Source organism: Duganella sp. P38 (genome assembly GCF_050859475.1).
GTDB lineage: Bacteria > Pseudomonadota > Gammaproteobacteria > Burkholderiales > Burkholderiaceae_D > Rugamonas.
In genome coordinates this window covers 167523-188385 of record NZ_CP193936.1, presented here as the reverse complement: position 1 = coordinate 188385, position 20863 = coordinate 167523, and the positions used below count along the sequence as shown (strand labels likewise).

Here is a 20863-nt window from a genome sequence, read left to right as displayed (position 1 = left end):
TGTTCGTCCGGTAGACACGACAGCAGCGCGCCGATCATCGGAAGCGTCACACACTTGACCTGCGCCGCCTGGTCATACCCCTGAAACACTGCATCAGTAAGCTACTGCTCGCCACTTCCACAACCACCAGAGTAGCGAATATGAAACGTAGCCAAATTGCCAGCGCGGCAGCGCTGTTGTGCGCCTGCCAGGCGCTGAGTAGCGCCCACGCCCAGAATACCTCCGCAGCAGCAGCCGTCAGCGCCGACGCGCAGCAGTCGGTCATCGTCACCGGCACCCGCGCCAGCAACCGCACCCAGTTCGATACGCTGGCGCCGGTCGATGTGTTCACCCGCGAGGAAATCGGCGCGGTGGAATCGTCCGACCTGAACGATGTGCTGGCGCAGCTGGTGCCGTCGTATGTGGTGCAGCGCCTGCCGATGGCCGACGGCCAGGTGTTCGTCCGCCCCGCCACCCTGCGCGGCCTGTCGCCGGATCAGACGCTGGTGCTGGTCAACGGCCGCCGCTTCCATCGCAGCGCCCTGCTCGGCGCGCGCGGCGCGCAGGCGCCGGACCTGGCGCAGATTCCGACCAGCGCCATCAAGCGCATCGAGGTGCTGCGCGATGGCGCCTCGGCGCAGTATGGCTCGGATGCGATTGCCGGCGTCATCAACATCATTCTCGACGATAGCCTGGGCGGCGAAATCAGCGCCCAGCACGGCCAGTACAGCGAGGGAGACGGCAAGTCCAACGAGCTGCGCGCCAGGTACGGCTTCATGCTCGGCGAGAACGCGCGCGTGACGCTGTTTGCGGAGGCCGCGCAATCCGATCCGACCTCGCGCACGCGCCAGCGTCCGGACGCCATCGCCTTCCAGGCCGCGCATCCGGAATTGAAGGTGCCGAACCCGGTGCAGCGCTGGGGCCAGCCGGAGCTGGAAAGCCAGCGCGCCGGCTTCAACGCCAGCTGGGACCTGGGCGGCGACATGACGGCCTACAGCTACGGCCTGTTCGCGCACAGCGACGGCACGTCGGACTTCAACTGGCGCAATCCGGATACCAGCACCTCGGTCTACAAGCAGACCGCCGTGTTTCCCGGCTGGGATGTGCGCAGCATTTTCCCGCTGGGCTTCAGTCCGCAGTACACCAACAAGCAGAACGACATGCAGCTGCTGGCCGGCCTGCGCGGCCAGTTCAACGCCGCACTGGGCTGGGACGTCAGCGCCTCGTACGGCCGCAACGCCATCGATTATGGCCTGCACAACTCGATCAACGCCTCGCTCGGCCCGAACAGCCCGACCTCGTTCAATCTTGGCCGCCTGACGCAGGAAGAAAAACTGGTCAACGCCAACTTCACTTATGAGTGGAATGTGGCCGGCCTGTCGCAGCCGGTCAATGTGGCCTTCGGCGCGGAATACCGCAACGAGAGTTACGCGGTGAGGGCGGGCGATCCGGCATCGTATGCGGTGGGGCCGGGCGCTTCGGCGGGCCTGGACGCCAATTCCAACGGTGCGCCCGGCTTCAGCGATATCCAGGCCGGCAAATGGGATCAGGACAGCTATGCGGCCTATGCCGATATCGAGGTCCCGCTGAGCAAGCGGGCGTCGATAGGCGCGGCGCTGCGTTACGAGGATTTCTCGGAGTTCGGCAATACCGTCAATGGCAAGCTGTCCGCGCGCTTCGAGGTGACGCCGGACTTCGCGTTGCGCGGCTCGTACTCGACCGGCTTCCGCGCGCCAACGCCGGGCCAGCTCAACACCAACAGCACCAGCCAGGGCCTGGACACCAAGACGCTGCTGGTATTCACCACCGGCCGTCTGGCGAACAAGGACCCGCTGGCGGTGGCGCTGGGCGCCAAGCCGCTGCAACCGGAAAAGTCGAAGAATCTGTCGCTGGGGCTGACATGGAAAAACAGCGCCGGTTTGTCCGGGTCGGTGGATGCCTATCGCATCAAGCTGAGCGACCGCTTCAGCACCTCTGCGTCGTTCGCGGTGCCGGCCGGTGTGCCTAATCCGCTGCGCTATACGTCGGTCACCTACTTTACCAATGACTTCGATACCACCACCAAGGGTATCGATGTGGTGGGCAGCTCGCTGAGCCGCGTCGGCGCCGGCAAGCTGAATCTGACGGCGGCCTACAACTACAACAAAACCAGCATCGATGGCGGCAGGTCCACCATCGTCACCAACGAGAGCCAGCGTGTGGTATTTGAAGAGCGTCTGCCAAAGCAGAAGGCGACCTTCAGCGCGGCCTACGATCAGGGCGGGTGGAGTGCACTGGCGCGCGTGCGCTATTACGGCGCGTGGACGGACAGCACTGGCAACGCCACTGGCGATATCTTCCAGCGCTTTGGTGCGATGCGTTTCCTGGACCTGGCCGCCAGCGTCAAGCTGGGCGAGAAGCAGTCGTTGCGCTTTGGCGTCGACAATGTGCTGAACAAGTATCCGGACGAAGCGGTGTTTCAAGCCAGCCGTGGCCTGATCTATTCGCGCAATGCGCCGTATGATACCGACGGCCGCAACCTGTTCCTCGAATACACGGTGAAGTTTTGAGCGCAGCGGATCCGCAACGCCGCGCGTGGCTGAAGGCCGGCGCCCTGCTGCCGCTGGTCCCCGCCACGCTGGCGTCGCCGGCAGCGCGCGCCGCAGCGGCGCCCGCACCGGGACCGGCACCTGCTTCCTCGGTCGCTGCCATCGCCTCGCTGCCGGCGCGCCCGGCGGGCACGCCGCAGCAGGTGGCGGCGGATGAGGCATACTGGCGCCAGATCGCCGCGCAGTACGACATCACCAACGAAGTCACCATGCTGGACAACGCCTTCTGGGGATCGATGTCGCGCCCGGTGCTGGCGGCGTATGAACGGCACGTGGAGGAAGTCAATCGCGGCAACTCGTTCTACGGCCGCACGCAGTTTCCGCCGGCCTTCGGCGCGTTGCGGCGCCGCGCGGCGCAGGCGCTGGGTGTGGCGCAGGATGAAATTGTGTTCACGCGCGGCGCCACCGAGGCATTGCAGATCCTGATCAGCGGTTACAACCGGCTGCGGCCGGGCGATGCGGTGCTGTGCGCCGATATCGACTACGACAATATGCTCACCGTCATGCACTGGCTGAAACAGCGGCGTGGCGTGGAAGTGGTGCGCATCGCCATGCCGGAGCCTGTCACCTACCAGTCGGTGATCGACAGCTATGCGCAGGCCATGGCGCGCTACCCGAAGCTGAAAATGATGCTGCTCACCCACGTCAACCACCGCAACGGCATGGTGCTGCCGGTGGCGGAGATCAGCCGCATGGCGCGCGAGCGCGGCATCGACGCCATCGTCGACACGGCGCACGGCTTCGGACAGCTCGATATGCGGATTCCCGATCTGCAGGCGGACTTTGTCGGCATCAACCTGCACAAGTGGATCGGCGCGCCGATCGGCGTCGGTGCGGTCTACATCCGCAAGGGGCGGGTGCGCGATATCGATCCATACCTGGGCGAGCAGGAGGGCGACGATATCCGCACGCGGGTACATACAGGAACCTTCAATTTTGCCGCATATCTGACCCTGCCGCTGGCGCTCGACCTGCATGAACAGGTAGGCGTCGCGTACAAACAGGCGCGCCTGGCAAGATTGCGCGCTCGCTGGCTGGACGCGGTGCGCGACGTGCCGGGTCTGCAGCTGCTGGCGTCGGATGATCCACGGCTGTGCAGCGCGATCGCGTCGTTCCGTCTGCGTGGCCGCACGTCGATAGCCGACAACGTGGCGCTGGCGCGCCGGCTGCTGAAGGAACACGGTATCTTCACCGTCGAACGTGACGGCCTGGCGGCTGGCGCTTGCGTGCGCGCGACGCCGTCGATCTTCACCTCGGAGGCCGAGGTGGACCGCCTGGGCGCCGCGCTGCGCAAGATCGCCGCTTAAAGCTGCACCGTTTGCGCTAGCGGCAGTTGCGGGTCGAGGTGGCTGGTCAGCAGGATGGCCTGGCTGGCCAGCCGTTCCGGCGCGGCGAGCTGCTGGCGCAGGTAGGCTACCGCATCTGCATCGAGTCCGTTGAAGGGTTCGTCCATCAGCAGCAGGCTCACCGGCAGTGACAGGGCCAGCGCCAGTTGCATCTTCTTGTGCTGGCCCAGCGACAGCGTGGTGACCGGTTGGTCCAGCGTCGGCAGCAGATGGAAGGCTTGCAGTTGCGCGTTGAGCTGTCCGGCGTTGGTGCCGGGGTAGAGGCCGACGTGCAGGTCGAGGATTTCGCGCACGCTCAGCCATGGCAGTTGTGGCGTGTCGCCGCCGCAGTAGTAGCAGCGCAGGCGGTAGGCCAGCGGCTGCACCTGCAATTCGAGGTCGTCCAGCCAGATGTGGCCGCCGTGCGGCGCAAGCGCGCCGCCGGCCAGTTTCAGCAGCGTGGTCTTGCCGGCGCCGTTTTCGCCGCGCAGCCAGGTGACGCCGGCGCCCAGCATCAGGCTGAATTGGCGGAACAGCGGATGGGTGGCGTATTCGAAGGTCAGCTGTTCGATTCTTAATTCCATAGTTCGCTTCCGATTGCGGTCAGGATGAGGATGGCGCCGATGACCAGGCCCACGCGCCCGCGCGTGCTGAGGCCGCGCAGCGCCACCACGGCCACTTGCGCAATGGCGGCGCAGCAGAGCCAGACGGTGGCGACGGTTTGGCTATAGCCGCCGGCATCGCGGCCCAGTGTGAGGGCGGCGAACCAGGCTAGCACGCAGGCGGCCGGCAGCAGTGTGAACAGGATGGCCAGGCGGTACAGCTGCGCGGTGTCGAGCGGCCAGCAGGCGGTGGTCGGGCGCAGCAAGGCGATTTGTTCGGCAACGGCTTTATCGCCACGGTCGGTCAGCAACATCGTGGTTAGCGCGGCGCAGGCGCCCCATAGTGCCGGCGGGACGAGGGGCGGATGCCATAGCCATACGCCGATGCTGGCGATGGCGCCTGCCAGTAGCAGGGTCTGCTGGATGCCGACCACGTTTTCCGCGCGCCAGAAAGGGAGCCAGAATAGCTGCCTCCAGAAATACCCAAGCGTGGCCAAGCCTGCCGCGCTGGCATCTGCCGCAGCGGCGGGCGTGGCCAGCGCGGCATTTTGCGCAGCGGTAAGGTCGGCCCGGGTGCCGGAGGCGTTGCGGGCGGCTGCGCGCGCCGGGCGCGAGGGGCGATAGATGGTTGGCGCCGGGCGGCGACGGCGGGGCGGGCGGGCGGCGGGCATGCGCGCGCGGTGGGCCAGCGTGAGTGTCGACAGCAGCCACGCCAGCAGCAGCGAGGCCGCCGTCAGCAGCAACGCCTGCGGCGCGACGGGACTTAGCCAGTCCGGCCACTGGTAGAGCCAGATACCGGTGGAGATCGCGTAGGCCAGACCCAGCGGCCCGACGATCATTGCCGCCACCGCCGCATCGGCCAGCCAGCGCGCGCGCGGCGGCACAGGCAAGGGCCCGCTCCACATCAGCACGGCCGCCGGATGCAGGCGCTTGCGCAGCAGCCACACCGGCGCGCTGGCCAGCAGCGTCTGGCCGCCAAACAGTCCCAGCGCCTGCGGCCATGGCAGCGTGGCCGCGAACAGCCCGGGCAGGGCGATGCAGGCCAGCAAGCCAAACAGCACCGGCGCGAAGCCAAGCAGGATGTATTCAAGCGAACTGCCAAGACTGACCGAAAACTGCAACAGCGCATGCCGCGCCAGCCGGAGCCGAAAGCGAAGGTAGGAGGTTTTCATTGCCAGTCAGCATACATCGGAATACTGAGGCGGAAATGAAAAAGGCCCGATGCGAACATCGGGCCTCTTTCGGAATATTGGCGGAGCGGACGGGGCTCGAACCCGCGACCCCCGGCGTGACAGGCCGGTATTCTAACCAACTGAACTACCGCTCCAATTCGTTTTTAAGTTATCTGGTGGGTGCTGAGAGGGTCGAACTCCCGACCTACGCCTTGTAAGGGCGCCGCTCTACCAACTGAGCTAAGCACCCAGAAAACTTATCAGCGTTTGTCACAACTGCTGAACGAGGCCGTATTCTATAGGAGCCAGATTCACTTCCGCAAGGGTTTTTGAAAATTATTTAGAAAATTGTTTTTCCCTGCTATGTTCTGCTGATGAACGATAACCTCGACAAACTGTACCAGCGGGTCAGCTGGCGGCTGATGCCTTTCCTGTTCCTGTGCTTCGTGGCCGCCTACCTGGACCGGGTCAACGTCGGCTTCGCCAAATTGCAGATGCAGGCCGACCTGCAATTCAGCGACGCCGTGTATGGCGTCGGCGCCGGCATCTTCTTCATCGGCTACTTCATTTTCGAGGTGCCCTCGAATCTGTTGATGACGCGTACCGGCGCGCGCGTCTGGATCGCCCGCATCATGATCAGCTGGGGGCTGATCTCGTCGGCGCTGATGTTCACCGACAGCGTCGCCACCTTCTACGTGCTGCGCTTCCTGCTGGGCGCGGCGGAGGCCGGCTTCTTCCCCGGCATCATCCTGTACCTGACCTACTGGTTCCCGGCACAGCGGCGCGCGCGCATGGTGGCGGTGTTCATGAGCGGCGTGGCGGTGGCCGGCGTGGTCGGCGGGCCGCTGTCGGGCTGGATCATGAAAAGCTTCGCCGGCGTCAATGGCTGGAACGGCTGGCAGTGGCTGTTCCTGCTCGAAGGGCTGCCATCGGTGGCGATCGGCATCTGGACCCTGTTCTACCTCGACGACGGCATCCGCGCCGCGCGCTGGCTCAACGACGAAGAGAAGCTGGCGCTGGAAGGCGCCATCGCTGCCGACCGCGCGCAGCAGCGGCACATGCCGCTGGCGCAGGTCTTCCGCAGCGGCACGGTGTGGCTGCTGGCGCTGGTCTACTTTTTGTGCGTGATGGGCTTGTACGGCGTCAGCTTCTGGCTGCCGCAGCTGATCAGGAACAGCGGCGTCACCGATGTGTTCGATATCGGCCTGCTGTCGGCCGTGCCCTATTGCGTGGCAGCGGTGGCGATGGTGCTGGCGGCGCGGCATTCGGACCGCAGCGGCGAACGGCGCTGGCATACGGCGTGCGCCGCGCTGGCCGGCGCATCGGGCCTGGTGGTGGCGACGCTTTACAGCGGCAACACGGCCATCGCGCTGGCGGCGCTGAGCGTGGCCACGGCCGGCATCCTCAGCACCTTCCCGATCTTCTGGAGCCTGCCGACGGCGCTGCTGGGCGGCGCTGCGGCGGCAGCCGGCATCGCCATGATCAACTCGATCGGCAACCTGGCCGGCTTTGTCGCGCCCTACCTGGTGGGCGCCATCGGCGACGCCACCCACAGTACCGCCGCCGGCATGTACCTGATTGCCGCCAGCCTGCTGGCCGGCGCGGTGCTGGTGGTGGCGTCGGTCAAAGCGCGCTAGCGCGGCGGCGGCAGCGCATCGAGGATGTCGCGGGTGCCGTCGTGGAACAGGCGGCGCGCGGTGTCCACGCCCAGGTAGCGTTCGTACAGCTTCTGCATGGTGCCGTCGGCCACGATGGTGCGCAGCGCGTCGGCATAGCGTTGCAGCGCGGCCGCCGGCACCTTGTGCGACACATACAGCCCCACCATCGCGCGCGGCGATTCGGCCACGGTCAGCGCGCTCAGCTTGTCGCCCATGCCGAACTGGCGCTGCATCAGCATGTGGATGGTGGGCGGCGCGAACGTGCCGTCGGCGCGGCCGGCCTGGATCTTGCGGAACACCACGCTGTAATCGTTGACGTATTCCAGCCGGCCCAGTTGCTGCAGGCGGTCCAGCTGCACCTGCACCTGCGGCGCATAGGAAATGCCGCGCGTGATGTTCAGCCGTGCGTTGCTGCGCTCGACAAATTCGGCCAGGCTGCGGAACTTGCCGGCGTGCTGGTTCAGCAGCACCAGTTCGAAGTGAGTGTAGGTGTAGGGCAGCCAGGTGCCGTAGCGGTCGCGTTCGGGCGTGCGCAGCGCAGCGCCGGTCATCTGCAACTCGTGGTTGAAGAAAAGCGCGTACAGGCGGCTGCGCGGCAGCCAGCGCACCTCGAGCTTGCAGCCGCTGCGTTTCTGCACCTCGTCCAGCACATCGATATTGCTGCCGCGGATGGCGCCGCCGTCCAGATACGAGGAATAGCCCAGGTCGCTGACGCCCACGACCGCCGGCGGACAATCGGCCTCGCGCTGCGCCGCCTGGGCGGCGGCAAGCGTCAGCCATGAAGCGAACAAAACAGTGGTCAGGCGCGGGCTCATGGATTGAGTGTAACACTGACAACTTGCGCGCTGGCCGCTTTCCGGGGATACTGTGTTTATTTACAGTAATTTCGCCGCGCCATGGCTGCAACCGACCGCCGCATCGCCCATATCGACATGGACGCGTTCTTCGCGTCGGTCGAGCTGTTGCGCTATCCGCAGCTGCGCGGGCAGCCGGTGGTGATCGGCGGGCGCGGCTACGATCCCGAGCGGCGCGCGGACGGCTCCTACGCCTTCAAGCGCTTGCGCGACTATGTCGGCCGTGGCGTGATTACCACAGCGACCTATGAGGCGCGCGCCTTCGGCGTCGGTTCGGCGATGGGCATGATGAAGGCGGCCAAGCTGGCGCCGGACGCGATCCTGCTGCCGGCCAACTTTGACGCCTACCGCCATTATTCGCGGCTGTTCAAGGACGCCGTGGCCGGCATTGCGCCGGACATCGAGGACCGCGGCATCGACGAAATCTTCGTCGACCTGACCCATGTGGATGGCGAAACGCGCGCGCTGGGGCAGCGCATCAAGCAGGCGGTGCACGACGCCACCGGCCTGACCTGCTCGATCGGCGTCACGCCCAACAAGCTGCTGTCGAAAATCTGCTCCGACCTGGAAAAGCCGGACGGCCTGACGGTGCTGGGCTTCGACGACATCCCGGCGCGCATCTGGCCGCTGAATGTGCGCAAGGTCAACGGCATCGGCCCCAAGGCCACGGCCAAGCTGGCCGCGCTGGGCATCGAGACGGTCGGCCAGCTGGCGCGGGCCGATCAAGGCTTGCTGCAGGATTACTTCGGCGCGCATTACGCCGGGTGGCTGGCGCGGGTGGCGCAGGGCATCGACGAGCGCGGCATCTCGACCAGCCGCGAAAGCAAGTCGATCTCGCGCGAAACCACCTTCGAGCGCGACCTGCACGCGCGCCAGGACCGCGAGGCGCTGTCGGCCATCCTGGTCAAGCTGTGCGAACGGCTGGAGGACGACCTCAAGCGCAAGGGCTACGTCAGCCGCACCATCAGCATCAAGCTGCGCTATGACGATTTCCAGATCGTCAGCCGCAATGTGACGCTGCCGCAGCCGGTGGCGGACGCCGCCGCCATTCTGCAGGCGGCGCGGGAATGTTTGAAACGGGTGCCGCTGCAACGCAAGCTGCGCCTGCTGGGCGTGCGCGCCAGCACGCTCGAACCGCCGGGCGCCATGGCGCGCGCGCGACAACCGGTGCAAGGCGATCTGTTTGCCTGAGACCGGCGGTCCGCCAGCGTGTAAAATGGCGCTCTTTTTGCAATTATCGAAACAAGGCCTGTCAACTTTATGTGGTTCAAGAATCTACAGATTTACCGTCTGCCGGCCCCTTGGGCCTACACCCCCGAACAACTCGAAGAAGCGCTGAGCTCGAACGCCTTCACGCCGGCCAGCAGCAACGAACTGCTGCGCCAGGGCTGGGACAAGCCGCGTCCCAACGGCGGCCTGGTCCACGTGGTCAACAAGCAAATGCTGATCGTGCTCGGCACCGAGAAAAAACTGCTGCCGAATTCGGTCATCAACCAGGTGGCCAAGGCGCGCGCGGCCGAGATGGAAGAAGCCCAGGGCTTCGCGCCCGGCAAGAAAGCCATGAAAGAACTGAAGGAACGCGTGGCCGACGAGCTGCTGCCGCGCGCCTTCTCGATCCGCGGCAACGTCTGGACCTGGATCGACCCGGTCAACGGCTGGCTGGTGGTGGACGCCGCCTCGCCGGCCAAGGCGGACGAAGTCATCAAGCTGCTGCTGAAGGCGGTCGACCGCATGCCGCTGGAAAGCCTGCGCGTGCAGCGCTCGCCGGTGGGCGTGATGACCGAATGGCTGCAAACGGACGAGGCGCCGGCCGGCTTCACGGTCGACATGGACACCGAGCTGCGCGCCACGGGCGAAAGCAAGGCGGCGGTACGTTACGTCAAGCACTCGCTGGACCCGGAGGAAATCCGCCGCCACATCGCGGCCGGCAAGCAATGCACGCGTCTGGCGATGACGTGGGACAGCAAAATCTCCTTCGTGCTGACCGAATCGCTGGCGATCAAGGGCGTCAAGCCGCTCGACGTGCTCGATGAAAAAGACGCCGGCGTGCGCAACGACGACGAGCGCTTCGACGGCGACTTCATGCTGATGACCGGCGAACTGTCCAAGCTGATGGCCGACGTGGTCGAAGCCCTGGGCGGCGAGGCCAAAGCCTAAGCCGGCCGCGCCCGGTAGTGCTTACAGCGGCTGGAATACTCCAGCCGCTTTGTTTTCTGGACGTTGTCCCAGGCGAAGATTTTGCCGTTCATGGCGACGTAGACGCCGGCCGGCAGGGTTTGCGCCACGCCGGCCGCGAAGCCGAGGTTGAACAGGGCGTCCGAGTTGGCGATTTCGTAAGGGATCATGGCGCCGGTCAGCACGATGGTCTTGCCGAGGTTGGCCGGGCCCAGCACCTGCGCCGTCTGCGGCATGGTGTCGGTGCCGTGGATGATGACGATGGCTTTTTCCGCCGCCGCGGCGCACGCGGCCAGGATGCGTGCGCGGTCGGCGTCCACCATGTCCAGCGAATCCATCAGCGGCAGCTGTTCCAGCGCCACGTCGATGGTCAGGCGGCAACGCTTGAGCAGGTCCGGCACGTGGCTGTCGGCAAAGCCCAGGGTGCCGTTCAGTTCGTTGTAGTGTTTGTCGAAGGTGCCGCCGGTGGCGAGGATGCGCAGGGTCATGATAAAAGCTTAAGCGATTGAAATGATGTGCATCATAACCTAAACGCCGGCACTGGAAACTTGGGCGTACTATGTCTACACTGGTTTCTTTGTCCGCTGTCCGTCCATGAAAGCCCTCGCTCCCGGCACCGTTATTTTCCACCGCCACCGCGGCTACGGCGTGATTACCACGGTTAATCTGTTGACCGGCTGGATCTCCGCCCGCTTCGGCAACGAGTCGCGCACGCTCGACCTGAACCTGTCGTCCGACGAGGTGCAGTTCGCCGATGGCGAGGCCATCCTGTTCCGCCGCGCGCCGCCCGACCGCATGCCGCACGCGCGCCTGATGGCGGTGGTGCGCGAGCTGCACCAGGCCGGCTATCAGAAGCTGTACCTGTACTCGTGGCCCAAGCCGTCCGGCCTGCACTGGCGCTGGCATCTGTTTACCGGCCAGCGCGACTGGATGCAGCGCCCGTGGCGCGAGGGCTGGTATGGCTCGGGCGCCGACTACAACAGCAATCCGGTCATGGGTTGGGGCGATACGCCCGGCGCCACCACCGAGGAGCTGATCCACGCGCTGGCCAGGTTCGATCCGCAAGGCCTGGCGCAGGCGCTGGGCCGCGACGAGGATCACAGCGCCTGGTTCGCCAGCGTCTGCGACGCCCTGCTGCCCGGCTATATGTACAGCCTGGACATGCAGCGCCCCGACGGCGCCCCGCTGACCGAGATGCCGCCGGTGCCGGTGATCCCGGTGCGCGCCGCGCTGCCGCCGTACGCCGGGCCGGTCATCACGTGGCCGCCCGGCTGGGCCGGCCTGTGGAGCAAGGTGCACGCGATGCCGGCGCCGCGCGTCAATCTGACCGGCGTGCCTGACGAACGTAGTCTGGATTATTGATGTTGGCCGGCGCGCCATGGGCGAAGTCCACCACGTTCTGGAACGCGTGGCGGAAGTACAGCTCGTAGCTGTCCTGCTCGACGTAGCCCAGGTGCGGCGTCGCCAGCACGGTCGGGATGCGCAGCAGCGGTGAATCTGCCGCCAGCGGTTCCGAGGTGTACACGTCGAGCGCCGCCTGGCCGGGACGGCCCTGCTGCAAGGCCTGCTCCAGCGCCTCCGGCTGCACCAGTTCGGCCCGGCTGGTGTTGACGAACAGCGCATCCGGCCGCATGCGCGCCAGGTCGCCGGCGGTGACGATGCCGCGGGTGGCGTCGTTCAGCCGCAGATGCAGGCTCAGCACATGGGCCTGCTCGAAGAAAGCCGCGCGCGACGCCGCCGCCTGGTAGCCGTCGGCCAGCGCCCGTTCGCGGCTGGCCTGGCTGCCCCACACCAGCACGTCCATGCCGAAGGCGCGGCCATAGCCGGCCACCAGCTGGCCGATCTTGCCATAGCCCCAGATGCCCAAGGTGCGGCCCCTGAGCACGAAGCCCAGGCCGTTCAGCGCCGGATTGATGGACGCCGTCTGCCACAGGCCATCCTTCAGATTGTTCGCATACGGCACGATCTTGCGCGCCGCCGCCAGGATCAGCGCCCACGTCAGCTCGGCCGGCGCGGCCGGCGCGCCGACGCCTTCGGCCACCGCGATCCCCAGCGCGGTGGCGGCGGCCACGTCGACATGGCCGGCCAGCCTGCCGGTCTGCGAGATCAGCTTCAGGTTCGGCAGTTTCGACAGCAGCGCCTGGCTGAAGGCCGTGCGTTCGCGGATCAGCACCAGCGCGTCATACGGCTGCAGCCGGATGGCCAGCTGGCCGAGTCCGCGCGTTGTACTGTTGAAAACTTTTACGTCGTGGCCAGCCAACAACTCGAAGCATTTCAGACCGGGAGTTGCGTTTTGGTAATCGTCAAGTATTGCGATTTTCATGGAAGATGAACGATTTTTTAAGAAATTTCGTAGGGAAATAACGCCCTGCGGGATTAGCTGAATAGCTTACTACTTTACTCAACTAATTCTCCTACATTTTTGTATGGAACACCTTTTGACGGGTGTACAATCGGCCGAAAAACAGAGCCCGACGACCAGAACCGGGCCGCGCCACGACCGCCGTTATGACCGCCGACCCATTTCGAATGGGCCTCTGAGCGACCAGCCACAAGCTGCCGACGATCTGCCGCCACAGAATTCTTTTATCATTGGAGGTACCATGAATCAGCCCTTGATGGGTGGCGTTGCACCATTGAACGCCCCAGCTTACATCAAACAGCAAAAGCTCATCAATTGGGTGGCGGAGATCGCCGCCCTGACCAAGCCGGACCGCATCTACTGGTGCGACGGCTCGCAGGAAGAGTATGACCGCCTGTGCGCGGAAATGGTTGCCGCCGGCACCATGAAAAAGCTGAATCAGGAAAAGCGCCCGAATTCCTACCTGGCCTGCTCCGACCCGACCGACGTCGCCCGCGTCGAAGACCGCACCTTCATCTGCTCCTCCACCAGGGAACAGGCCGGCCCGACCAACAACTGGATGGACCCGGCCGAAATGCGCGCCACCTTGCATCCGCTGTTCGACGGCTGCATGGCCGGCCGCACCATGTACGTGGTGCCGTTCTCGATGGGTCCGCTGGGCTCGCCGATCGCCCACATCGGCGTCGAGCTGTCGGACTCGCCCTACGTGGCGGTCAATATGCGCACCATGACGCGCATGGGCAAGGCCGTCTACGACGTGCTGGGCGAGGACGGCGAGTTCGTGCCATGCGTGCACACCGTCGGCGCGCCGCTGAAGGCCGGCCAGAAGGACGTGGCCTGGCCGTGCAACGCCACCAAGTACATCGTGCACTACCCTGAAACCCGCGAAATCTGGTCCTACGGCTCCGGCTACGGCGGCAACGCGCTGCTGGGCAAGAAGTGCTTCGCGCTGCGCATCGCCTCCAACATGGGCCATCAGGATGCGCAGAACGGCGGCGCCGGCTGGCTGGCCGAACACATGCTGATCCTCGGCGTGGAATCGCCCGAAGGCAAAAAGCACTACGTGGCGGCGGCCTTCCCTTCGGCCTGCGGCAAGACCAACTTCGCCATGCTGATCCCGCCGGAAAGCTTCAACGGCTGGAAGATCACCACCATCGGCGACGACATCGCCTGGATCAAGCCGGGCGCCGACGGCAAGCTGTACGCCATCAACCCGGAAGCCGGTTACTTCGGCGTTGCCCCTGGCACCAACGAAAAGACCAACTACAACTGCATGGCCTCGCTGCGCGAGAACGCCATCTTCACCAACGTGGCGCTGACCGATGACGGCGACGTCTGGTGGGAGGGCCTGAGCAAGCCGGCGCCGCAGCACCTGATCGACTGGCAGGGCAATGACTGGACGCCGGAGTCGACCTGCAAGGCCGCGCATCCGAACGCCCGCTTCACCGTGCCGGCCACGCAGAACCCGGTGATCGACCCGGCCTGGGACGATCCGGCCGGCGTGCCGATCTCGGCCTTCATCTTCGGCGGCCGCCGCTCGACCACCGTGCCGCTGGTGACCGAGGCGCGCAACTGGGTGGAAGGCGTGTACATGGCCGCGACCATGGGTTCGGAAACCACCGCCGCCGCCGCCGGCCAGATGGGCGTGGTGCGCCGCGACCCGTTCGCCATGCTGCCGTTCATCGGCTACAACATGAGCGACTACTTCCAGCACTGGCTGAACCTGGGCGAGAAAGTGGCCAGGATCGACGGCGCCGTGCTGCCGAAAATCTTCTGCGTCAACTGGTTCCGCACCGACGAGCAGGGCCACTTCGTCTGGCCTGGCTTCGGCGACAATATGCGCGTGCTGAAGTGGATGCTCGAGCGCATCGAGGGCGAAGCGGGCGGCGTTGAAAACATCTTCGGCACGACGCCGCGCTTCGGCGACCTGAAGTGGGACGGCATTCCGTTCTCGCCGGAGGAATTCGAAACCATCACCTCGATCGACAAGGATGCATGGCGCGAGGAACTGAAGCTGCACGAGGAACTGTTCACCAAGCTGGCCTACCACCTGCCAGAAGAACTCAAGGCGGTGAAAGCCGACCTGGAGAAACGTTTGGCACGATAAAAACATCGCCAGACCTGAGCAGCGAAAACGGCGCGTAGCGATACGCGCCGTTTTTTTGCTTGTGGTTTCGCACAGGTGTGCTAAAGTTCAGTCCATGGATACCCTGACCGCCAAGAGCGAAGCCACCTACGCCGCCATTCTCGACGCCGCCCTCGACATGGCGGCCACCGACGGCATCGGCAAGCTGTCGCTTGGCGAACTGGCCAAGCGCACCGGCATCAGCAAGAGCGGCGTGTTTTCGCGCGTCGGCTCGCTGGAGGCCTTGCAGGCGGCGGTGCTGGACGAGTACGACCGCCGCTTTGCCGAGGCAATCTTCTTGCCGTCGCTGCAACAGTCCAAGGGCCTGCCGCGCCTGATCGCCCAGGTCCACGCCTGGTCGCGCCGGGTGGCCGACGAGGGCCTGCGCAACTCCTGCCTGTACAGCGCCGGCGCCTTCGAGTTCGACGACCAGCAAGGCCCGCTGCGCGACCGGCTGCAACAAGGCACCGACGCACTGGCGCGCCTCGCTGCGCAAGACCATAGCGCAGGCGGTGGCGCTGGGCCAGCTGCGGCCCGATACCGACGCCGGCCAGCTGGTCTACGAAATCTACAGCCTGATTTTCGGCCTGATCCACGACACCCGCTTCCTGCGCGACGCCCAGGCGCACCGCCACATGCAGCGCGCCTTCAGCCGCCTGATCTCGACCTACAAGAGTTTCAACGACCTGGAATAAGTTCGCCCTTTTATTTACACTAATTTCGCACACATGTGCGAAAAGGACCGGCCATGAAAACCATCACCTTCCTGCTGCTCGTGCTGTTGTACCTGTTGTGCCGCCCGTTCAGCCGCACCTTGCGTTCGCTGCCGAATAACAACGACGATTTCATGCTGTTTTAGTTTACACTCGGCGCCATGGAAAACAGCGCCCACGACAACGACCGCCTGCTGGCACGCATCGCCCGGACCACGCGGCCCGACCTGGTGGTCGCCATCGGCTACGGCGACGAGTTGCCGGTGTTCCGCCACGCGCGGGCGCTGTGGCAGTTTTACATCAGCCACTTTCCCGGCATCGAAGTGATCTTCGTGCGCTGGTCGGAGCGGCTGAAGCGCGGCGAGGTCATGTCCGACGGCCACGACCTGCTGGTCGGCATCGGCGCCGGCTTCGCGGGCGAGGCCGGCTACAGCAACAGCGGCGTGTGGTCGCAATCGGAAAACGCGCGCTGGATATATCGCCAGGTGCTGGTGCAGGACTACCTGCTGCGCACGCGCGACGGGCCGTTCTTCCTGTACCAGACAACGATTACCTCGGTGGTGGATTTTCGCGGCCTGTGCACGGTGCTGGACCAGCTCGCGCCGGTCGATTGTTTCGCCGGCCCGCTGGGCCGCCTGAACGCGCCGGAAGCCTTCGCCGGCCTCACCTTCGTCAGCGGCGCCAGCGCGCTGATGTCGCGCGATGTGCTGGTGCGCATGCGCGAGCGCTACGATCCGCACCATCCCTACGCCATGGCGCCCAACGATATCTGGCAGGCGGCCGTGCTGCATGACGTGCCGCGCCAGGCGCTGCCGACCTTCAATTTCATCAAGCCGCGCGCGCGCGCGCCGATGCCCAGTACCTGTACCAGGTGGCGCGGCGGCTGGTGCTGGACGGCCATTACCACTTCCGCGTGAAGACGGTGGCGCCGGAAGACGCCGCCGCGCGCCGCGAGGATATCGATCCGTGGATCATGCTGCGCATCATGGAGGCCATCCTCGATAGCGAGCATGCGCCAGCGGCCACGCTGCACATGGTGGACAAGGTGCGCCGCCTGGCCGACGGCGGCGCCGGCCTGCCGGTCGCTCCGCTGCGCGCGGAGCCGCTGCACACCGGCTTGCGCGACTTTGCCACCACCGATAACGAGATCGCCTGACGTCTAACGGTACTGCGCCGCCGCGCCGAGGATGGCCTTCGGTTCGAGATAGGCTTCCAGCCCGTAGGGACCGAACTCGCGGCCGATGCCCGATTGCTTGAAGCCGCCGAACGGCGCGATCAGGTCATCGTGGATGCCGTTGATGTGCACCCGGCCCGCCACCAGCTGGTCCGCCACGCGGTTGGCGCGCGCCAGGTCGGTGGAACTGACGTAGGCCTGCAAGCCATACGGCGTGTCGTTGGCGATGGCGATCGCTTCCTGTTCCGTCTCGTAGCTGAGGATGGACAGCACCGGGCCGAAGATTTCCTCTCTGGCGATGGTCATCGCCGGCGTGACACCGGCAAACACGGTCGGCCTGACGAAGTAGCCGGCTTCCAGTCCCGCCGGGCGGCCCAGGCCTCCGGTGAGCAGTTCCGCGCCTTCCTCGATGCCGATGGCGATGTAGCGCTGCACGCGTTCATACTGCTTCTGCGTGACGATCGGCCCGAGCGACACCGCCGCCTCGCGCGGGTCGCCCACCACCACCGCTTCCGCCGCCGCCTTGGCCAGCGCCTTGGCTTCCTCCAGACGGTGCGCCGGCACCAGCAGGCGGGCGCCGGCGATGCACGCCTGGCCGTTGTTCATGTAGCAGGCCGCCACCGCGGTCGGAATCGCCCTGGCGAAATCGGCGTCGTCGAGGATCACGTTGGCGCTTTTGCCGCCCAGTTCCAGCGTCACGCGCTTCATGGTGTCGACGCCGAGGCGGGCAATCTGCTTGCCCACCGGCGTCGAGCCGGTGAAGGAAATCTTGGTGATGTCCGGATGCGTGCTCAGTTCCGCGCCCACCACGTCGCCACGGCCGTTGACGATGTTGACCACGCCCGGCGGCAGCCCGGCCGCGTGGAAGGATTCGATCAGGATCTGGTTCTGCCGCGCGCTCAATTCGCTCGGCTTGACCACCACCGTGCAGCCGGCGGCGATCGCCGTCGCCACCTTGTTGGCGATGAACCAGGCGCTCGAATTCCATGGCGTGATGATGCCGACCACGCCCACCGGTTCCAGCTTGACCGTGGCGGTGTTGACGGTTTTCTCGAAGGCGTGATCCTCCATCACCTGCTTCACATCGAGGAACATCCGGGCGGTGTAGCGCGAGCGGGCCACGCTGGTGTTGAGCGGGCCGCCGTATTCCTCCACCAGCGCGGCGGCGGCATCGTCGGCGCGCGCCAGCACCGCCGCGTGCAGGCGTTCCAGCATGGCGCCGCGCTCCGCCTTGCTGGTGCGCGAGAAGGCCGGGAAGGCCGCCTTGGCGGCGGCGATGGCGCGCCGCGCATCCTCGGCGTCGCCCAGGCGCACCTGGCCCGCCAGCTGGCCGGTGGTCGGGTTGACAAGGTCGAACAGCTCCTCGCCGTGCGGCGTGACGAACTGGCCGTTGATGTAGACTTGATCGATGCTGTACATGGCTGCTCCTGAATGAGAAGGGGATGCAGCCATTCTAGGAAGCCGCGCGCTGCGGCGTCAGTGGGATTGCTGCAGCAAGCTTGCCTGATTCTGCATTACATTACTGTTTTTAATGTTTCAACCTGGGCAGACATGACAACACTCGCCAACATCCGCGCCGGCCTGCTTGCCGCAGCCCTGCTGCTGGCCGCAGCGCCGGCGGCAGCCACCTACTCCATCGCCGCCTGCGACCGCGACGGCAATTGCGGCGTCGCGGTGGCCACCAACAACCTGGCGGTCGGCGCCACGGTGCCCTATGCGCAGGCGCGCGTGGGCGCGCTGGTGACGCAGTTTGAAACCAATCCGTCCTATGGGCCGAAAGGGCTGGCGCTGCTGGCCTCGGGCGTGGCGCCGGCGCAGGCGGTGCAGAAGCTGCTGGACGGCGACGGCAATTTCGATGGCGGCAGCATCGCCGAACGGCAGGTCGGCATGGTGTCCGCCGGTGGCCTGAGCGCCACCTACACCGGCGCCAACGCGCAAGCCGCCAGCTGGGCCGGTGCGCTGCATGGCGAAGGCTACGCGGTGCAGGGCAATGGCCTGGCGGGCGAGCGCGTGCTGGCGGAGATGCGGCGCGCGTATGGCGCCGCCAAAGGCAGCCTGGGAGAGCGGCTGATGGCCGCGCTGGAAGCGGGCGAACGCGCCGGCGGTCAACGCAGCGGCAAGATGTCCGCCGCGCTGCTGGTGCGCACGGTGGACGGCGACTTTCAGGATATCGATTTGCGCGTGGACGCGGCCCGCGAGCCGGTGAAGGACCTGCGCGCGCTGGTGGAGCGCCACTACGCGCTGCAAGCGGTGGTGCGCGCCGAGCATCTGGTGCGCAAAGGACTGAAGGCGGAGGCGCAGGCCTCGCTGGCGGAAGCGCGATGCCGCAGCCAGGGCTGGGAGCGTATCCTGATCCGCGCCAAGGGGCTGGCTAGCGCCGCAGGTCTATCCTGGTCACCCACCACGCGCGGTTGCGGAAAGTGAAGTCCAGCGCGCCGATCGCCACCACCTTGCCATCGGCCGGCTCGATCTGGTTTGCCCTGGGCAGTATGGCCAGGTCGGTTTTGCGGTCGGCCAGCACGTCGAGCGCCTGCAACAGGCGCGGATCGTCGCGCTTCATGGCGGCGCAGATGCCGTATTGGTCGCACACCTGCACCGGGAAGTCGATGAAGCGCACGGCGCGGTCCAGCATGTCGGCGTTGCTCAGGTAGTTGTAGACCCAGCCGGCGCTGTCGTTGAGGTCACGCGCGCGGGCCAGCACGGCCTCGTTCTCTTGCTGGAGTTCCTCGCGCATCGAGCGGCCCTGCGCGAAGTGCATATCGTTCACGCGCCAGCCCTTGTTTTCCTCCTGGACCAGGGTGTAGCGGATCTGCCGTTCATACGCGCTGCCCATGTCTGGATAGACGTTGAAGCTGGCCTCGACCACGTTGTCGGCCACGCGCTCCACCTTGAAGCCGGCGCGCTCGAAGTCGAGGCTGGGCGACACTTCCTGCGTATCGAGGAAAACGTCGCCGTCGGCGCCGTAGCCGCAGATATCGTCGCCGCGCGACAGCGCGTAGCACAACTGGCTGTTGGCATCGACCAGCGCCTCCAGTTCCGCCGAATAGAAGGTCCCCGGCGGCACCTGGCTGGCCTGCCGCTGGTCCGGCCGCGACAGGTGGTCCTTGTAGAAATCGGTGATCAGGTCGAGCTGCTGCTGCTTTTCGGACCACTGCCGGTCCGCCATCAGCGCCACCATGGCGAAGGCAAATATACACACGCCCAATGGCAGCAGGCGTTTCTTATTGAAGTTCATGGTGCGTTCCGGAGTTTCTTGATGTCTTGCATAGGTGGTGCGCCGAACAGGCGGCGGTATTCGCGGCTGAATTGCGATGCGCTTTCGTAACCGACTTGATAGGCGGCGGTGGTGGCGTCGACATCGCCGTTCAGCAGCAATGCGCGCGCCTGTTGCAGCCGCAGTTGTTTTTGGTACTGCATCGGCCCCATCGTGGTCACCGCCTTGAAGCGGTGGTGCAGGCTGGAGACGCTCATATTGGTGGCCTGCGCCAGGTCTTCGACGCGCACCGGCTGATCGTAGCGCTGCTTGAGCCAGGCGATGGCCTTGCTGATGCCGCGGTCCTGCTGGTCCAGCACCACGTTCTGATACAGCTGGCGGCCGTAAGGGCCGTTCAGCATGCGGTAGATGATTTCGCGCTTCAGGCCCACCGCCAGGAAGGCCGCTTCCGCCGCCGGCGCTTGCAGCAGGCGCACCAGCTGGTACAAGGTTTCCTGCAAGGCGTCGTCGGTTTTGCCGACGAAGGCGCCGCGCACCGGCTGCGCCGAGTCGATGGCGACTTGCGCTTCCAGCACGATGGCGGCGATTTCCGCCGGATCGAGTTCGATGTTTAGCAGCAGATAGGGCTTGTCCGGCGTGGCGTTGACGATGTGGCCGGAGGCCGGCATGTCGACCGATACCACCAGGTATTCGCCGGGACCGTAATCGAGCACGTCGCCGGCCAGGTGCACGCGCTTCTGGCCCTGCAAGATCACGCAGCACGACGGCTTGAGCACGCCCTTCGTCACCGCTGTCGGATGCGAAGAGCGCAGCAGCGATAAGAACGGAATCGCCGTCGCCACCCGCTGCTCGTCCAGCGCATGCTGCCGGACGATGTCGATCATGTGATCGAGCCGCGTGGGGGCGAGGTCGCGCTTCATGA

The 20863-nt window shown here is 65.7% G+C and carries 17 protein-coding genes, 2 tRNA genes and 2 pseudogenes; 11 read left to right on the top strand and 10 right to left on the bottom strand.

The annotated features are described in order from the left end of the window. The first annotated feature begins 140 nt into the window (after positions 1 to 140). Entirely contained in the window at positions 141 to 2528 is a 2388-nt protein-coding gene (locus tag ACRQ5J_RS00785) for a TonB-dependent receptor plug domain-containing protein (protein WP_432380707.1), read from the top strand. Then, a complete protein-coding gene (locus ACRQ5J_RS00780) occupies positions 2525 to 3874 on the top strand; it encodes an aminotransferase class V-fold PLP-dependent enzyme (protein ID WP_432380706.1) in 1350 nt (449 codons plus the stop codon). Before ACRQ5J_RS00785 ends, ACRQ5J_RS00780 begins: the two co-directional genes overlap by 4 nt. Here ACRQ5J_RS00780 and ACRQ5J_RS00775 read toward each other — a convergent pair. The 4 genes from ACRQ5J_RS00775 to ACRQ5J_RS00760 all read right to left on the bottom strand — a co-directional run bounded on the left by ACRQ5J_RS00775 (position 3871) and on the right by ACRQ5J_RS00760 (position 5916). Further along, the gene (locus ACRQ5J_RS00775) at positions 3871 to 4476 is read right to left on the bottom strand and encodes an ABC transporter ATP-binding protein (protein WP_432380705.1); all 606 of its coding nucleotides are present in this window, start codon (positions 4474 to 4476) and stop codon (positions 3871 to 3873) included. The genes ACRQ5J_RS00780 and ACRQ5J_RS00775 overlap by 4 nt on opposite strands. Beyond that, positions 4467 to 5666, bottom strand: coding sequence for a hypothetical protein (locus ACRQ5J_RS00770; RefSeq protein ID WP_432380704.1), 1200 nt, complete (start codon positions 5664 to 5666; stop codon positions 4467 to 4469). Before ACRQ5J_RS00770 ends, ACRQ5J_RS00775 begins: the two co-directional genes overlap by 10 nt. A gap of 78 nt (positions 5667 to 5744) precedes the next feature. Then, positions 5745 to 5821 (bottom strand) — tRNA-Asp (locus ACRQ5J_RS00765). 19 nt (positions 5822 to 5840) lie between these two features. Further along, positions 5841 to 5916, bottom strand: a tRNA-Val gene (locus ACRQ5J_RS00760). A 124-nt stretch (positions 5917 to 6040) separates the two neighbouring features. Between ACRQ5J_RS00760 and ACRQ5J_RS00755 the strand changes: the two genes are divergently transcribed. Then, positions 6041 to 7303 carry an MFS transporter gene (locus ACRQ5J_RS00755; protein WP_432380703.1) on the top strand — a complete coding sequence of 421 codons (1263 nt, stop codon included), beginning with the start codon at positions 6041 to 6043 and terminating at the stop codon, positions 7301 to 7303. Here ACRQ5J_RS00755 and ACRQ5J_RS00750 read toward each other — a convergent pair. Further along, the gene (locus tag ACRQ5J_RS00750; RefSeq protein WP_432380702.1) at positions 7300 to 8139 is read right to left on the bottom strand and encodes a substrate-binding periplasmic protein; all 840 of its coding nucleotides are present in this window, start codon (positions 8137 to 8139) and stop codon (positions 7300 to 7302) included. The two genes, ACRQ5J_RS00755 and ACRQ5J_RS00750, sit on opposite strands and share 4 nt — an antisense overlap. A gap of 81 nt (positions 8140 to 8220) precedes the next feature. On the opposite strand from ACRQ5J_RS00750, the gene dinB reads away from it, so the two are divergent. Next, a complete protein-coding gene (gene dinB, locus ACRQ5J_RS00745) occupies positions 8221 to 9369 on the top strand; it encodes a DNA polymerase IV (RefSeq protein ID WP_432380701.1) in 1149 nt (382 codons plus the stop codon). A gap of 69 nt (positions 9370 to 9438) precedes the next feature. Further along, positions 9439 to 10335 (top strand): recombination-associated protein RdgC, encoded by an 897-nt coding sequence (locus ACRQ5J_RS00740; RefSeq protein WP_432380700.1) that lies wholly within the window; start codon positions 9439 to 9441, stop codon positions 10333 to 10335. Between the two features lie 21 nt (positions 10336 to 10356). On the opposite strand, the pseudogene ACRQ5J_RS00735 reads toward ACRQ5J_RS00740, so the two are convergent. Beyond that, positions 10357 to 10841, bottom strand: a pseudogene (locus tag ACRQ5J_RS00735) (asparaginase domain-containing protein). A 106-nt stretch (positions 10842 to 10947) separates the two neighbouring features. Between ACRQ5J_RS00735 and ACRQ5J_RS00730 the strand changes: the two are divergent. Then, positions 10948 to 11715 (top strand): L-asparaginase, encoded by a 768-nt coding sequence (locus ACRQ5J_RS00730; protein WP_432380699.1) that lies wholly within the window; start codon positions 10948 to 10950, stop codon positions 11713 to 11715. Here the strand turns inward: ACRQ5J_RS00730 and ACRQ5J_RS00725 are convergent. Further along, complete coding sequence (locus ACRQ5J_RS00725) at positions 11672 to 12676, bottom strand: D-2-hydroxyacid dehydrogenase family protein (protein ID WP_432380697.1); 1005 nt, start codon at positions 12674 to 12676, stop codon at positions 11672 to 11674. The genes ACRQ5J_RS00730 and ACRQ5J_RS00725 overlap by 44 nt on opposite strands. A gap of 280 nt (positions 12677 to 12956) precedes the next feature. Here ACRQ5J_RS00725 and ACRQ5J_RS00720 point away from each other — a divergent pair, with 280 nt between their 5' ends. The 4 genes and pseudogenes from ACRQ5J_RS00720 (at position 12957) to ACRQ5J_RS00705 (ending at position 16709) form a co-directional block, all read left to right on the top strand. After that, positions 12957 to 14822, top strand: coding sequence for a phosphoenolpyruvate carboxykinase (GTP) (locus ACRQ5J_RS00720; protein WP_432380696.1), 1866 nt, complete (start codon positions 12957 to 12959; stop codon positions 14820 to 14822). Positions 14823 to 14916: 94 nt separating this feature from the next. Next, positions 14917 to 15535 (top strand): annotated as a pseudogene (locus ACRQ5J_RS00715) (TetR/AcrR family transcriptional regulator). A gap of 179 nt (positions 15536 to 15714) precedes the next feature. Then, positions 15715 to 16470 carry a hypothetical protein gene (locus ACRQ5J_RS00710; RefSeq protein WP_432380695.1) on the top strand — a complete coding sequence of 252 codons (756 nt, stop codon included), beginning with the start codon at positions 15715 to 15717 and terminating at the stop codon, positions 16468 to 16470. Continuing rightward, positions 16440 to 16709 (top strand): hypothetical protein, encoded by a 270-nt coding sequence (locus ACRQ5J_RS00705; protein WP_432380694.1) that lies wholly within the window; start codon positions 16440 to 16442, stop codon positions 16707 to 16709. The genes ACRQ5J_RS00710 and ACRQ5J_RS00705 overlap by 31 nt, the downstream gene beginning before the upstream one ends. 3 nt (positions 16710 to 16712) lie before the next feature. Here ACRQ5J_RS00705 and ACRQ5J_RS00700 read toward each other — a convergent pair whose 3' ends face one another. Continuing rightward, positions 16713 to 18146, bottom strand: coding sequence for an aldehyde dehydrogenase family protein (locus ACRQ5J_RS00700; protein WP_432380693.1), 1434 nt, complete (start codon positions 18144 to 18146; stop codon positions 16713 to 16715). Between the two features lie 132 nt (positions 18147 to 18278). On the opposite strand from ACRQ5J_RS00700, the gene ACRQ5J_RS00695 reads away from it, so the two are divergent. Next, on the top strand, positions 18279 to 19151 hold the full coding sequence (locus ACRQ5J_RS00695; RefSeq protein WP_432380692.1) for a DUF1028 domain-containing protein: 873 nt from the start codon (positions 18279 to 18281) through the stop codon (positions 19149 to 19151). Here ACRQ5J_RS00695 and ACRQ5J_RS00690 read toward each other — a convergent pair. After that, positions 19099 to 19962 (bottom strand): hypothetical protein, encoded by an 864-nt coding sequence (locus ACRQ5J_RS00690; RefSeq protein ID WP_432380691.1) that lies wholly within the window; start codon positions 19960 to 19962, stop codon positions 19099 to 19101. The two genes, ACRQ5J_RS00695 and ACRQ5J_RS00690, sit on opposite strands and share 53 nt — an antisense overlap. Next, positions 19959 to 20861 carry an AraC family transcriptional regulator gene (locus tag ACRQ5J_RS00685; RefSeq protein ID WP_432380690.1) on the bottom strand — a complete coding sequence of 301 codons (903 nt, stop codon included), beginning with the start codon at positions 20859 to 20861 and terminating at the stop codon, positions 19959 to 19961. The genes ACRQ5J_RS00690 and ACRQ5J_RS00685 overlap by 4 nt, the downstream gene beginning before the upstream one ends. Between the last annotated feature and the right edge of the window lie 2 nt (positions 20862 to 20863).

Excerpts from the sequence above, each read along its gene's own strand:
- ACRQ5J_RS00785 (WP_432380707.1), top strand. The coding sequence starts at position 141 with ATGAAACGTAGCCAAATTGCCAGCGCGGCAGCGCTGTTGTGCGCCTGC.
- ACRQ5J_RS00775 (WP_432380705.1), bottom strand. The coding sequence starts at position 4,476 with ATGGAATTAAGAATCGAACAGCTGACCTTCGAATACGCCACCCATCCG.
- ACRQ5J_RS00770 (WP_432380704.1), bottom strand. The coding sequence starts at position 5,666 with ATGAAAACCTCCTACCTTCGCTTTCGGCTCCGGCTGGCGCGGCATGCG.
- ACRQ5J_RS00755 (WP_432380703.1), top strand. The coding sequence starts at position 6,041 with ATGAACGATAACCTCGACAAACTGTACCAGCGGGTCAGCTGGCGGCTG.
- ACRQ5J_RS00750 (WP_432380702.1), bottom strand. The coding sequence starts at position 8,139 with ATGAGCCCGCGCCTGACCACTGTTTTGTTCGCTTCATGGCTGACGCTT.
- dinB (WP_432380701.1), top strand. The coding sequence starts at position 8,221 with ATGGCTGCAACCGACCGCCGCATCGCCCATATCGACATGGACGCGTTC.
- ACRQ5J_RS00740 (WP_432380700.1), top strand. The coding sequence starts at position 9,439 with ATGTGGTTCAAGAATCTACAGATTTACCGTCTGCCGGCCCCTTGGGCC.
- ACRQ5J_RS00730 (WP_432380699.1), top strand. The coding sequence starts at position 10,948 with ATGAAAGCCCTCGCTCCCGGCACCGTTATTTTCCACCGCCACCGCGGC.
- ACRQ5J_RS00725 (WP_432380697.1), bottom strand. The coding sequence starts at position 12,676 with ATGAAAATCGCAATACTTGACGATTACCAAAACGCAACTCCCGGTCTG.
- ACRQ5J_RS00720 (WP_432380696.1), top strand. The coding sequence starts at position 12,957 with ATGAATCAGCCCTTGATGGGTGGCGTTGCACCATTGAACGCCCCAGCT.
- ACRQ5J_RS00710 (WP_432380695.1), top strand. The coding sequence starts at position 15,715 with ATGGAAAACAGCGCCCACGACAACGACCGCCTGCTGGCACGCATCGCC.
- ACRQ5J_RS00700 (WP_432380693.1), bottom strand. The coding sequence starts at position 18,146 with ATGTACAGCATCGATCAAGTCTACATCAACGGCCAGTTCGTCACGCCG.
- ACRQ5J_RS00695 (WP_432380692.1), top strand. The coding sequence starts at position 18,279 with ATGACAACACTCGCCAACATCCGCGCCGGCCTGCTTGCCGCAGCCCTG.
- ACRQ5J_RS00690 (WP_432380691.1), bottom strand. The coding sequence starts at position 19,962 with ATGAACTTCAATAAGAAACGCCTGCTGCCATTGGGCGTGTGTATATTT.
- ACRQ5J_RS00685 (WP_432380690.1), bottom strand. The coding sequence starts at position 20,861 with ATGAAGCGCGACCTCGCCCCCACGCGGCTCGATCACATGATCGACATC.